Annotated in this window: 10 protein-coding genes and 1 tRNA gene; 5 read left to right on the top strand and 6 right to left on the bottom strand. The window is 70.2% G+C overall.

Features of this window, described 5'->3' with window-relative positions; genetic code table 11:
* Window positions 1–175: 175 nt before the first annotated feature.
* The 6 genes from AAGI91_04565 to AAGI91_04540 form a co-directional block, all read right to left on the bottom strand.
* On the bottom strand, window positions 176–1,705 hold the full coding sequence (locus AAGI91_04565) for a GMC family oxidoreductase (GenBank protein ID MEM1041882.1): 1,530 nt from the start codon (window positions 1,703–1,705) through the stop codon (window positions 176–178).
* Between the two features lie 99 nt (window positions 1,706–1,804).
* Window positions 1,805–2,683 (bottom strand): SDR family oxidoreductase, encoded by an 879-nt coding sequence (locus AAGI91_04560; protein ID MEM1041881.1) that lies wholly within the window; start codon window positions 2,681–2,683, stop codon window positions 1,805–1,807.
* A gap of 398 nt (window positions 2,684–3,081) precedes the next feature.
* Window positions 3,082–6,018, bottom strand: a complete 2,937-nt coding sequence (locus AAGI91_04555; protein ID MEM1041880.1) for a proprotein convertase P-domain-containing protein — start codon at window positions 6,016–6,018, stop codon at window positions 3,082–3,084.
* A 525-nt stretch (window positions 6,019–6,543) separates the two neighbouring features.
* On the bottom strand, window positions 6,544–6,690 hold the full coding sequence (locus AAGI91_04550; GenBank protein MEM1041879.1) for a DUF1328 family protein: 147 nt from the start codon (window positions 6,688–6,690) through the stop codon (window positions 6,544–6,546).
* Between the two features lie 137 nt (window positions 6,691–6,827).
* Window positions 6,828–6,903 (bottom strand) — tRNA-Gln (locus AAGI91_04545).
* Between the two features lie 46 nt (window positions 6,904–6,949).
* Window positions 6,950–7,759, bottom strand: coding sequence for a lysophospholipid acyltransferase family protein (locus AAGI91_04540; GenBank protein ID MEM1041878.1), 810 nt, complete (start codon window positions 7,757–7,759; stop codon window positions 6,950–6,952).
* Window positions 7,760–8,005: 246 nt separating this feature from the next.
* Between AAGI91_04540 and AAGI91_04535 the strand changes: the two genes are divergently transcribed.
* The 5 genes from AAGI91_04535 to miaB all read left to right on the top strand — a co-directional run bounded on the left by AAGI91_04535 (window position 8,006) and on the right by miaB (window position 13,327).
* Window positions 8,006–9,157, top strand: a complete 1,152-nt coding sequence (locus AAGI91_04535; protein MEM1041877.1) for a hypothetical protein — start codon at window positions 8,006–8,008, stop codon at window positions 9,155–9,157.
* Entirely contained in the window at window positions 9,154–9,798 is a 645-nt protein-coding gene (locus AAGI91_04530; protein MEM1041876.1) for a hypothetical protein, read from the top strand. Before AAGI91_04535 ends, AAGI91_04530 begins: the two co-directional genes overlap by 4 nt.
* 17 nt (window positions 9,799–9,815) lie before the next feature.
* Window positions 9,816–10,961, top strand: coding sequence for a bifunctional diaminohydroxyphosphoribosylaminopyrimidine deaminase/5-amino-6-(5-phosphoribosylamino)uracil reductase RibD (ribD, locus tag AAGI91_04525; protein ID MEM1041875.1), 1,146 nt, complete (start codon window positions 9,816–9,818; stop codon window positions 10,959–10,961).
* A 73-nt stretch (window positions 10,962–11,034) separates the two neighbouring features.
* Complete coding sequence (locus AAGI91_04520) at window positions 11,035–11,634, top strand: riboflavin synthase (GenBank protein ID MEM1041874.1); 600 nt, start codon at window positions 11,035–11,037, stop codon at window positions 11,632–11,634.
* Between the two features lie 214 nt (window positions 11,635–11,848).
* Entirely contained in the window at window positions 11,849–13,327 is a 1,479-nt protein-coding gene (miaB, locus tag AAGI91_04515) for a tRNA (N6-isopentenyl adenosine(37)-C2)-methylthiotransferase MiaB (protein ID MEM1041873.1), read from the top strand.
* The last annotated feature ends 25 nt before the right edge of the window (window positions 13,328–13,352 follow it).

Here is a 13,352-nt window from a genome sequence, read left to right as displayed (position 1 = left end):
GGAGTGGGAAGAAAAGCTGAGAAAGTTAACGAGACCCTCGCGCTCCGCGCCGACGCTCGCTCTTCCCCTTCCGCCCGTTCGCCCCATGCCTCCCATTCCATGCGCCGCAGGCGCACCCCCGCCCTCCACGCCGAACCGACGCTCCGCTCCCTCCGCGCCAGACGAATGCGGTGCGCTACAGCGCCTCCGCGATGCGCTCCGCCGTCCGGTAGGCGTTGGCGACAATCGTGAGCGTCGGGTTCGTCGCCGCGCTCGACGGGAAGACGCTCGCGTCGGCGATCCAGAGGTTGTCGACCTCGTGCGACCGCCCGTTCGGGTCGACGACCCCGTCCGCCGGGTCGGCGCTCATCCGGGCCGTGCCGCACTGGTGGTTCATCACCCGCAGCGGCATCGGCACCCGGAAGAACCGGTCGAACCCGACGGCGCGGAGCTTCTCCTCGAACAGGTCCATCAGGCGCGCGTGCGCGCCCTCGTTCGTCAGCCGGTAGTCGATCTCGATCCGGCCCCCGACGCCGAGGCGGACGCGGTTCTCGGCCAGGGGCAGGTCCTCGCCCTGCACCCACCAGTCGAGCGAGTGCCGGGAGACGGCTTCGGCCTCGTCGTCCGACAGCTTCAGGTCGGCCCCGATCATCGCCGGGAGATGCTTGCCCATCAGGTGGACGTGCCCGAGTGGGGTCCCGCCGTCGCCCGGCCCGACGTGCGCGCCGTCGCCCCAGTAGTAGTCGTTGACGGCGAGCGTCTTCTGGAAGTAGGTCTCGTTCGGCGTGCGGGTGTCGACCGAGTAGAACTTGGAGGTGATGTGCCGCATGTAGTGCCGCCCGACGCGGTCCGACCCGTTCGCCACCTCGGACCGGAGGAGGAGGTCGGCCGTGTTGACGGCCCCGCACGCGAGGACCACCACGTCGCCCGAGAACGTCGTCCGCTGCCCGTCGATCTCGGCCTCGACGCCCGTGATCTCGCGCCCCGAGGCCGACGCGACGAGCCGGGTCACCGTGACGCCGGTCCGAAGCGCGACGTTGTCGTAGTCGAGCGCAGGGCGGACGCCGCACGTCTCGGCGTCGGCCTTGAGGAGCGTGAGGTCGGGGTAGCCGTCGAAGGTCTCCTGGCCCTGGGCGCGGAACAGCTCGCGGAGCACGAACGGCCCGCCGGCGTCCTGCTCCGGGTTGCGCAGCAGCGCCATCGGCAGCGCGAACGGCTTCAGCCCGACCGAGCGCAGCTTCTCACCGACCTCGCCGATGCGCGGGTCATGTGCGAGCGCCGGGTGCGGGTACGGCCCGGCAGGCGGCTCGAAGGGGTCGGACCCGCGCTCCCCGTGGACGAAGTAGTCGGCGTCAGCGCGGTCGTAGTAGGGCGCGAGGTCGTCGTAGGAAATCGGCCACGCGGGGGAGAGGCCGTCTTCGGTCTGGACGGCACCGAAGTCCTCGGGGCGCATCCGCAGCATGGCCGCGCCGTAGGTCTTCGTGTTGCCGCCGACGTGGTAGATCATCGAGGCGCGGAAGTCGGTGTCGGAGAGGGTGTCGCGCCAGCGGTCCTCGGTCTTGTAGCGCTCGCGGCGGTAGACGAGGTCGGGGCTCCAGTTCTCGGCCTCGCGCGGGAGGAAGGCCTCGCGGTTGAGCAGAAGGATAGATTTGCCGGTGGGCGCGAGGGCGCGGGCGACGGCCCCGCCGGCCGCCCCGGCTCCGAGGATGAGAACGTCAGCGTGCATGTTCAGGAGCGGAAGAGTGGAAGCGAGAAAGAGCGGAAGAGCAGGAGGATGAGGACAGAGACGCTTCCGCTCTTCCTGTCCTCCGCTCTTCCTTTCCTGTCACCCCGACCAGGGCTTGGCGAAGGCCGGGTAGAGCGTGAGGCCGCCGTCGACGAAGACGGTCTGGCCGGTCATGTAGGGCGCGGCGTCGGAGGCGAGGAAGGCGATCACGCGCGCCATCTCCTCGGGCTCGGCCACGCGGCCCATCGGGATGTGATCGGCGACGGCGGCGCGCGCATCGGGGTCGTCCTTCCAGGCGGCGTTGATCTCGGTGACGGTCGCGCCGGGGCCGATGGCGTTGACGCGGACGTGCCGGTCGGCGTACTCCAGCGCGAGCGACTGCGTCAGGCCGTGGAGGCCGAACTTGCTCACGGCGTAGGAGGCGAACATCGGGCGCGGGATGCGCTCGTGGACGCTGGAGACGGTGACGATGACGCCGGGGCGCTCGGCGGTGCGCGGCTCATCCAGCCAGCGCCGGAGCGCCGCCTGGCAGCAGAGGTAGGCCCCGCGTAGGTTGACCGCCAGAATCTCGTCGAAGACCGAGACGTCGGTCGCGTGCGCCGCGCCCTTGACCTGGATGCCCGCGTTGCACACGAGCACGTCGAGTCCGCCGAAGCCGCCGAAGCACCGGGCCGTCATCGCCTCGACCTCCTCTTCCTGCGACACGTCGGCGCGGACCGTGAGAGCGAGCGTCTGTTCCTCTGCACCGACGAGGAGGGTCTCGCCGTCCTCGGACACGGCGCGGGTCGGCCCGTCAAGCGCCTGGGCGACGGCGTCGAGTGTGGCGCGGGCCTCATCGGCCTCGTCGGCGTTCGGGTAGTTGACGGCGACGCGGGCACCGCGGCGGGCGAGTTCGGCGGCGGCGGCGCGGCCGATGCCGCTGGAGGCACCGGTGACGAGCGCCGCGCGGCCGGTGAGGTCTACAAGGGGAGGGGGCACAGAGGAGGGAGCGAGAGAAAGAAACGGTTTGGGAAAGGAGCGGGGAGCCGAGACGGAGCGAGCAGGACAGCGGCCAGGAGCCTGAACGCGAAGCACAGAGGAGCGTAGCGACTCCTCCAGCCGATGCCCGGCATCGGCGATGGAGTGCGACGCCGCAGCGGGCGGTCGTAGCCGGTCGCAGGCCGCGACGTTCGTTCACCAAACAGTTTCAAAGAAGGGGGCGCCCGGTACGGCCTGCCCTCCGCCCTGTGTTCCCCTCGCCCCCAACTAACCTCCGTCTGTGGAAGGGAGAAGTCGAAGGCGATGGTCCAGTGGCAGTCCGTCCCCCGCGCCGGGGGCGAAAAAAGCCGCGTGTGCCCAGGTCGGCACACGCGGCTGGTAAAGACGGTCAGGCTCCGCTAGCGCAGCACGGTCACGCGCTGGGTGGCGACGCCCGCCGCGGTCTCGGCGCGGACGAGGTACGTGCCGTCGGCCAGGCCGGCGCGGTCGAAGCGCAGCGTGGTCTCGCCTGCCGGAAGCTCGCCGCGGTGGAGCACCGCCACGCGCCGCCCGAGGAGGTCGTAGACCGACACCGTCGTCACCGCTGCCTGCTCAAGCTGGACGCGCACCGCCGCCTGGTCCCGCATCGGGTTCGGGTAGACGGCACCCAAAGCAAACCCGTCCGGCGCGGTCGCGGTAAGCGCCGGCTCGTCCGTCCAGCGGTCGCCGACCTCGACGGGCGAGCCGGTATCCGCGTAGCGGGCCGCCCAAGCCTCGACCGCCGGCCCGTCGCCACGCTGGGTGGCCGACTTGACGACCGCGAAGCCGTCGCTGGCCACGGCACCGTCCGGGTAGTCGCCGACGTAGCCGACGTAGAGGTACTCCCCGCTGGGGGCCGTCCCCGGCACGTCCTGCGTGAGCGCACGGGTGACCGCTGCTCCCGCGTTCAGCGTCACGCTAACCGGGCCGAAGACAGGGCCGAAGGTCTCGCCGTTCGGAAGCTCGGCCACGGCCCATGCGTCGAAGGTCGCCGGCGCGTCGCCCTCGCTGGCGAGCGTGGCCGCGAAGCCGAACGTGCCGCCTTCGGGGCCAACAACGACCGGCTCGCTGTCCGGCACTAGCGTCAGGGCGAGGTCGGCCGGCGTGTTCGGGGTGAAGAACAGGAGCGACCACTGCTCCAGGCTGCCGGTGTCGATTCCGGCATCGTCGCAGACGGAGAGCGTCCAGGTGCCCTGCGGATCCTCGCCGATGAAGCTGCTCAGCGGAGAGGTCCCGGTGCCCTGTGGCCGGCCTTCGACCTCATAGCTGGGTAGCCCGAGGTCGTGGTTGCCCGAGCCGAACGCGCCGGACGGGCCTTCGTCGCTGAAGAGCGCGTCGAGGTTGTTGGACGTGCCGCCGACGCGCTGGAGCAGTTCGACCGTCGTGCCTGCGGGGCTTTCGAGCTCGAGCCGGAGGTCGCCCCGGTAGGTGTGGCTGATCGTGACGCCGACCTTGAGCTGGTCCCACGCGAAGGCGTCGGGGACAGTGATTGCGCTCGTCACGTTCGACGGGCAGGCGTTGTCCGGGATCGAGACGGTCTGCGCGTTCGTGTAGATGAGGTCCGCTTCGACGAACACGTCGATCGTCACCGCGACCGTCGCTGGGTTGTCGAGGCTCGGGTGGTCGAAGGTGGCGAGGTTCGTGATGTCGCCGTCCACGCTCGTGCCGAGCGCGACGTCGTAGGCCACAGTCGCGTTCCCGCCGTCGGCGAGGTCGAAGGTCCAGGTGACGGTCCCGCCGCTCTGGGAGACGCTGCCCGCCGACGAGGACGGGTTGCCCGCGTACGTGAGGCCCGCCGCGAGATCGTCCTCGAAGGTCACGCCGCTGAGGTCACCGCCGGTGGCGTTCGTGAAGGTCGCCGTGAGGCGGACCGTCGAGCCGGGCGTCGTGCTCGCCGGATCGGCGGCGAAGGTCCCGAACGCGCCGACTCCGGCCTCTTTGCCGTCGATGAACGGCGCGCCCGTGCCGGCCGGATCGAGGAACGCCTCGGCCCCGGTCGTCATGTTGCGCGCCATGCGACCGTACCAGTCCTCGGTTTGGCTCGTGCAGGACGCGAAGCCGCCCGAGAGCTGGCCGATGACGCGCTTCTCGGGGCTGAACAGCGGCGAGCCCGAGGAGCCGCCCTCGGTCGTGCCGAGGTCCCAGTCGTCGACCCGGAGGTGCGTCCCGGACGGGTTGCCCGGCCGGCCGAGGTAGGAGTCGATGTTCGTCGGGTCGTTCTCGAACGAGATCCGCTTCTCCTCGACGCCGGGATGGTGGATCGCAATCGCGCTGGCGGTGCCTCGGTCGCGGCGGTCCCAGCCGTTGAGGTAGACGTTGAACGCCGGCGGGATCGGGTCGTCGGTCTCGACGACGGTCCAGTCGGGACCGCCGGAGGTGCCGCCGCCGGAGGTGCCGAGGAGGGTGGCGCCGGACGAGAACTGCTCGCGCGAGCCGTCGCCGTTGTTGCCGCTCGACGAGGAGCCGGGCGGGCGGCAGGTCGAGTTCTCGTAGTTCCAGTAGATCACCATCGAGGCCGCGTTGCCGGCGCGGACGCCGCAGTGGTCGGCGGTGAGGAAGAGCGGCTTGCCGTCCTCCAGCGTGTTGTTCATCGCCGAGCCGGAGCAGGTGTCGAAGCCGTTCAGGGTGTAGGCCCCGACCGAGCGGATGATGTCGCGGAAGCCGTCGCCCTCGGGGCAAACCACGTCCACGTTGCACGAGCCGGAGCGCGCCTGGGCGGCCTCGTCCCACGCGCTGCGGGCGATCCCGAAGGGCCGGTAGGCGTGGCCCACGCGGAGCACCTCGAGCTCGAACGCCGGCTCGTCGCCGGGCTTGGCCGCCGGCAGATCGAGCTCCAGCACGAGGTCATCGCCGGGGACGATGGGGGTCCAGAGCTGGCCGTGCGCCTCGTTGTCGGCCGCGGTGAAGGCGCGGAACGCAGGCTCCTCGCCTGCCGGGTAGAGCCAGAGCGCCGCCCCGTCGGGCAGCCGGAAGCGGCTGAAGCCGACGTTGAGCGAGTACGCACCCGGCGAACTGATGCGGAGCCGCCACACACGCCGCCCGTCGGCGAGCGTCTCCCACGTCCCGTGGGTCTCGGGCCGGAGGGTGATGTCGGTGGGCTCGGCGAAGCGGAGCGGGCGCGCCGTGCCGTCGAGTGCGCGCGCCCGGTCGCGGGCGACGAGGGCGTCGTTGTCGGGGGCAGGAAGCTGGACGCGTTCGACACTGGCGAGCGGAGCCGCAGCGAGGTCCAGGGTGGCAGGGCGGACGGACTGTGCGTGCGCGGTGGCAGCGCAGCACGCGAGCGCACCGGTGAGCAGGAGAGGACGAAGAAAGCGCATCGGGGGAGGGCTAGGGTGGAGGGAGAACGACGCGGCGAATATCGTCTTTCCCTCCGCCTAGCGCAACGCTCCTAGTCCTCTGGCACATTGAGACTGACAGGTCGCTTCACCTGGTCATCCCGGACCCCAATCCGGGATCTAGGGCGTGGCTCGGAGATCCTGAACGCGAAGCTTCCCCGCAGGGAACCACGTTCAGGATGACACACCTGTCAACGTGAGCTTGTCGCAGCACGTAGAGACTGTTTGGTGAGCAGATCCGAAGGCGGGAGCGAGCGAGCAGGACAGCGGCCAGGAGCCTGAATGCGAAGCATCGAGGAGCGCAGCGACTCCACCAGACGATGCGCCCGCATCGGCGATGCAAGGCGACGCCGCCGACGTGCCTGCGTAGCCGCTCGCAGCCCGGAAGCCGTCTTGCCAAACAGTCTCTGGTTCCGCAACGCAGCGGGGAGGTCTGGCGCATGGCGGAAGCGCCCCCCGCTGCAGTCGCGGTCTACGAAAATCAGTTACCTGCCTGCTGGTCCTGCGCTACAGCACGAACGCCAGCACGACGAGGACGAGGAACACCACGAGGAGGATTTTGGCGAACCCGGCCGACAGGCCCGCCACGCCCCGGAATCCGAGCAAGGAGGCGATGAGGGCGATGACGGCGAGGGCGATGATGGCTTGGACCATGGGGATGGGAGGGTAGAGGTGTGTTATATGTTAGAATGCTAAAGTACGGAATCTGACAGAGCCGTGCATAGAACACGCCAGACCAGCCCAGCTCCGCGGACGAGCACGAAAAAAGCCACCCGCTTGAGCGAGTGGCTTGGCTGCCCGAGAAGGATTCGAACCTTCAACCCCCACATCCAGAGTGTGGTGCTCTGCCAAGTGAGCTATCGGGCAAATACTGAATAGCAAAAATACACAGTCGCGGACGCTGCGCCCAACGTCAGCGCGAGGTCTTTGCGGTTTCTTCCACGCCGCTTGCCACCGCCGCCGGTGCGCCGGCGAGGGCGTCTATCTCTGCTGGGTCGGTCCCGCGCCACGCGGCGATCTGCGCGATGATGCGGTCCCGGGTCTGGTCCGCAAGCGCGTTCACGTTTGCGGGGCCGAGACCATCGGTGGAAATGGGAGGTAGCACCTTCAGGCGGGCGTCGATGGCGTTGCCGAAGACCCAGCCGTTTTTCGGGAGCGCGTCCCGCGTGCCGTCGATGGCGAGCGGCAGGATCGGCACGCCGGCGTCGATGGCGAGGCGGAAGGCACCGGTGTGGAATCGCCGCACGCGTCCGTCGCGCGAGCGCGTGCCCTCGGGGAAGAACATCACCGAGCAGCGGTGGCCGAGGACCTGCCGGGCCGCGCCGAGCACGCGGGTCCGGCTCGCCGCGTCCTTCCGGTCCACGGGGATGTCGCCCGCGAGGCGCATCAGCCAGCCAGCGACCGGCACGCGGAACATCTCCGCCTTCGCCACCCACTTCATCTCCCACGGCAGCCGGCTGATGACCGGGATGTCGGCGCTCGACTGGTGGTTGCCGACGACGACGTAGGGGAGGCGCGGGTGGTCGGGGAACGGCCCTTCGATGTGGACCCGCCAGAGCGGGTTGACGCGCGTCATGACGTTGCCCAGCAGCCGGAAGAGCCGCCCCGTCGCGTAGCGCGCCGGGTCTCGGTCGAGGAGACGGACGACGGCCAGGAGGGGGAGCCAGAGGAGGACGAGCGTCGCTTCGGCGGCCCAGATCAGGGCGGACTGGAGAGCTTTCATGCGGGCGGTGGGCGGAGCGGCGGCCAACCTACGCCGGAATCCCGCCGAGGTGCCGGGCTCGGTGAGTCGGTGAGTCGAAAGAAAGCTGAACAAGTTACCGAGGCCGTCGTGCAACGCGCCCACTGTCTCACTGTCCGCTGTCTCACTGTCCGCTGTCTCACTGTCCGCTGTCTCACTGTCCGCTGTCTCACTGTCCGCTGTCTCACTGTCCACCGTCTCACTGTCCTCCGTCCTCTGACCTACCGAATGGACCCGACGCTCATCGCCATCCTGCTTGTCCTCGCTGTTGCGACCGTGGTGGGCGTGCTGCAGGCGCGGCGGCGCGACAAGTGCCTGCGCCACTTCGACGGCTACCGCATCACCCTCGGCGAGGCCGGCGGCGACCTCGCCTGGGGCGACCTCGACACCTACGCGACCGGCCTCGAGATCCGCTACGTCGCGCCGGTCCACACGGACCAGGGCCACCTCGAACAGTCGTTCCTGATCTACAAGGACCAGTACCCGAGCATCCACGCGATCTACCGCTACCCGCTCGGCCTCCCGCCGGAGCAGCGCGCGCGCCGCGCCGACGACCTCCGCCAGACTGTGCGCCCGTCGGTGTGGCGGCGCCTCGGGCGGACGCTGCGCAACTGGTTCAGCATGGTCCGGGATTCAGTGGTACAGGCGCTCAGCCTGGTGATCGGGATGGCGAAGTCCCGCACGCCGGGCGGGGCCGTGCTCGCCGGGCAGGAGGAGGGCCTCAAGTCGCTCTCGCACGAGATCATCGGCTACACCGGCAACGCCTTCGACCCCCTCCTGGAGCGCCACCTCTCGCAGCGCGTCGTGGTCGAGGTCAGCCGCGACGGGCAGCGGCGGAGCTACTGCGGCTGGCTCAAGGACTACTCGGCGAGCTTCATCGAAATCCTCGACGTCATCGTCGACGACCGGGACGGCATCGCCGTCGCGCCGTTCCGGCCGGGCGACGAGCCCGTCCTCGGCGTGTCGATCCAGGCCTCCGGGCGGCAGGTCGAGATCGCCAACGCCGGGGCCCCCATGGTCTTCGTCCGCGAGGTCGCGCACGGCGACTGGCGGCGGGCGATGGACGTCGTCATCCCGTCCGGCTCCGCGGCCGACGTGACGCTGCCGCCGGACGTCCCGGCGGGCGACGCCGAGGTCTGGCTCGGGACCGCGCAGCGGGTCGACATGGTGCTGCCGCGCTCGCACGCGCTCGTCAAGCACGCCGCCCTGCTGCTGCCGAAGCCGAAGCGCCCCGAGCACCTGACGAGCGAGGAGGAGGCCCACACCGTCGCCGCCGTCGTCCCCGACGCCGACCCGGTGGACAGTGGGCAGGAGACCGTGGCCGAACGACAGCGGGCGGAGGACGGGAAGCAGCCGCCCGCGGTGGCCGAGCGGGCGTGACGCCGGCCCTCGTCAAATACTTCCACGAGGAGCCGGTCCACCTCGAAGCACTCTCGGCCGAGACCGACCCCGACGCCCGGCGCCGCGACGAGCCCGCGATGCCGCTCGCCGCGCTCCTCAACCCGGCGAACTACTACCGGGGCTACCTCGCCGGCAGCCACGGCGACCGCGTCGGGCTGACCGCGATCCCGGATCCCGAAGCCTTCACTGGGCCACTGCTCGCCGTGTTTGGCGGGCTCGCCTGGCGCGTGGTGCGGGAGGAGGAGGTTACGGAGGTCAGCGACCTGGACGCCGTGCTGCGCGACCCGTCGGGCGTGCAGGCGCTGGCCGGAGGCGCGGCCGGCGAAGCCGACCTGCGGGCCGTCGCAGCGGTCGAGCGGCGCTACGCCGTCCCGGCGCTCACACGCCTGCTCGACGGCGGGGCGGTCGTCCTCTTCCCGGAGCAGGCCCACGACGGGTTCGACTGGAGCCTCTTCAGCGCGACTCCGGTCAAGGACCGCCTCGTCGCCGCGCTCAGGGCGCATCCGGGGGACGGTGTGCGGCGGTTCGTGATGCCCTACCGGCGGGCCCGGTCGGAGCACAAGTTCTACTTCGACCGCTGGACCCTCGACGCACTGCCCGAGTGGGTAGAGGAACTCTAGCGAATGGCGAGCGACCCATGACGAAGGACGAACGGTGGATGCAGCGGGCACTCGACCTCGCCGGGCGAGGGGCAGGACGCGTCAGCCCGAACCCGCTCGTCGGGTGCGTGATTGTCGGGCCGGACGACGGCGTGCTCGGCGAAGGGTGGCACGGCGCGTACGGCGGGCCGCACGCCGAGGTGTGGGCCGTCCGCGACGCCGAGCGAAAGCACGGCCCCGACGCGCTGCGCGAGAGCACGCTCTACGTCACCCTCGAGCCGTGCAGCCACTACGGCAAGACCCCGCCGTGCGCCGACCTCATCCTGGAGGAAGGCATCCCCCGCGTCGTCGTCGGGATGCGCGATCCGTTTCCCCGCGTGGACGGCGCTGGCATCGAGCGGCTGCGGGCGCACGGGGTCGAGGTGACGGTCGGGGTGCGGGAGCACGAGGCGAAGCGGCTGAACGAGGCGTTCACGCACCACCTCGCGACCGGCCGGCCGCTCGTCACCCTCAAGATCGCGCAGTCGCTCGACGGGTCGGTAGCGACGGCCTCCGGCGACAGCCGGTGGGTCTCGGGCGAGGCGTCGCGGCGGCTCGTCCACCGGTGGCGGGCCGCGCTCGACGGCGTCCTCGTCGGCAGCGGCACGGCGCAGGCCGACGACCCTGCCCTGACGGTGCGCCACGCCGAAGGCCGGCAGCCGGTGCGCATCGTCCTCGACCGGACCGGCTCGCTCCCGGCCGGCCTTCGGCTCTTCACCGACGAGCACGCAGGCCGGACTATCGCTGTCGTCGGCGAGGGCGCTGCTCCAGTCTACGCCGACAACCTGCGCGCGCGGGGCGGTTTCATGCTGCCTGTCCCGGAGCGGCACGGCCACCTCGACCTCGGCGTGCTCCTCGACTGCCTCGGGACAGGCGTGGGAGGGCAGCGGCCGATGCAGTCGCTGCTCGTCGAGGCCGGACCTGGCCTCGCCACGGCGCTCCTGCGCGCCGATCCTTCGGCAGGCTCAGGACAGGCCCTCGCGGACCGGGTCGCCCTCTTCATCGCTCCGAAGCTCGTCGGCGGGCAGCGCTCGGTGCGAGACCTCGGGATCGGGAAGATGGCCGAGGCGCTGACTTTTGCCGAACACCGGTGGGAGCCGGTCGGGAGTGATATCTTGCTGACAGGGTACCGGCACCCGGTCTAGGCTACGGCAGCGTTACCGAGGCCTCACCCGTGCATTCGTGCTCGCCACGTCATCTACACTTCTCACTACCACCATGTTTACAGGCATCATCGAAGAGGTCGGGCGGGTCGCGGCGGTCGAGGCGCTGGAGGGCGGAAAGCGGCTCACGGTGGAGGCGTCGTTCGCTGGCGAACTGCGCGTGGATCAGAGCGTGGCGGTCAACGGGGCGTGCCAGACCGTCGTCGCGCAGGAGAAACAGACGTTCAGCGTCGTCGCCGTCGAGGAGACCCTCGCCAAGACCGCCCTCGGAAGCCTCCGCGAGGGCGACCGCGTCAACCTGGAACGAGCGATGCGTCCCGACGGCCGGCTCGACGGCCATTTCGTGCAGGGCCACGTCGACGCTACGGGTGAGGTGGCGAGCGTCGAGACGCTGGCCGACTCGTGGCTCGTCCGCGTCCGCTACCCGGTCGAGCTCGGGTCCTACCTCATCCCGGTCGGCTCGGTCACCCTCGACGGCATCTCGCTGACGGTCGCCCGGCTTAGCGACGAGGCGCTGACGGTCGCCATCATCCCGCACACGTGGGACCACACGACGGTCTCGGACTGGAAGGCGGGCCGCGCCGTCAACCTGGAGTTCGACATGATCGGGAAGTACGTCGTCCGCACGCTCCAGCGCAGCTTCGGAGAAGGGTAGCCGGACGAGACGACGCCGTCTCGGTCTGCGTGGGAATGTCTCGGCAGTCGGGCCTGTGCTACCTTCCTGCGTTCGTGGTGCGCGCCTGCCGTCGCAGGGCGTACGACCGCACGCCCCTACGGCGACCGGGATAGCCGCTGCGGCCGACCTCGTCTTCCCTCGTTTCACCGAACTGGTATTAGATTCTCTCGTCTGCTTCACCGACGCCGGACCCATGCACCCCATCGCCGACCTCGACATCTTGCAGCCGACCTCGTCCGCGCCGGACGTGGCTGCCGGCGTCGACGCGCCGCGCACGCTCGGGCACGAGACCGACGCGGCCGACGGGCAGCGCCGGGTCTACATCGAGACCTACGGCTGCCAGATGAACGTGGCCGACTCCGAGCTCGTCGCCTCGATCCTCGGGGCCGAGGGGTACGGTCTGACGCAACAGGAGGACGAGGCCGACGTGGTGCTCATCAACACCTGCGCGATCCGCGAGAAGGCCGAGGACCGCGTGCGCGGCCGCCTCGCCAAGTTCCGGGCGCAGAAAGTCCAGGTCAAGCCGGGCCTCACGATTGGCGTGCTCGGCTGCATGGCCGAGCGGCTGCGGACCAAGCTCCTCGACCAGGAGAAGCTCGTCGACGTGGTTGTCGGGCCGGACGCCTACCGCGACCTCCCGCGCCTGCTCGCCGAGACCGTCGAGACCGGGCAGGCGGCCGTCAACGTCCACCTCTCGCGCGAGGAAACGTATGCCGACCTCGCGCCGGTCCGCTACGACACGAACGGCATCAGCGCCTTCGTGAGCATCATGCGCGGGTGCGACAACATGTGCGCCTTCTGCGTCGTCCCCTTCACGCGGGGCCGCGAGCGGAGTCGTCCCGTGACGAGCATCCTCGCCGAGTGCGCCGAGCTCGTCGAGCAGGGCTACCAGGAGGTGACCGTCCTTGGCCAGAACGTCAACTCGTACCGCGTCGACCAGGACGGCCACGCGGTCGACTTCGCCGAGCTGCTCTACCGGATCAGCCTCCTCTCGCCCGAGCTGCGGATCCGCTACTCGACGAGCCACCCGAAGGACTGCTCGGACGCGCTCCTCCACGTCCACCGCGAGCGCCCGACGGTCTGCGACTTCATCCACCTCCCCGTCCAGCACGGCAACACGGACGTGCTCCAGCGGATGCGCCGGACCTACACGCGCGAGCAGTACCTCGACCTCATCGAGCGCGCCCGGAGCATCGTCCCCGGCATCGCCTTCTCGACCGACCTCATCACCGGCTTCTGCGGCGAGACCGAGGCCGAGCACGCCGAGACGCTCTCGCTCATGGAGGCCGTCCGCTACGACCACGCCTTCATGTTCCACTACTCCGAGCGGCCCCACACCTACGCCGCGCGGAAGTACGAGGACGACGTGCCCCTCGCGGTCAAGAAGCGCCGGCTCTCCGAGATCATCACGCTCCAGAACCAGACCTCGCTCGAGATCAACCGGCGGAAGATCGGGCAGCGCTACCCGGTGCTCGTCGAGGGCCCGAGCCGGAAGAGCGACGCCCAGCTCTGCGGGCGGACCGACACCAACCACATGGTCGTCTTCGACCGCGAGACCTACCGGGCGGGCGAATACGTCGAGGTCGAGGTCACCGGCTGCACCTCCGCCACGCTCCTCGGTCGGGCGGTCCGCCGCACGACGCTCGCCGAAATGTCCGTCCTCGCAGCCTGAGCTATGGTCGCTCTATTGAAAGGCT

It is taken from the genome of Bacteroidota bacterium, from assembly GCA_038746285.1.
Lineage (GTDB): Bacteria > Bacteroidota > Rhodothermia > Rhodothermales > JANQRZ01 > JANQRZ01.
This window is presented reverse-complemented; position numbering and strand designations above follow the sequence as displayed.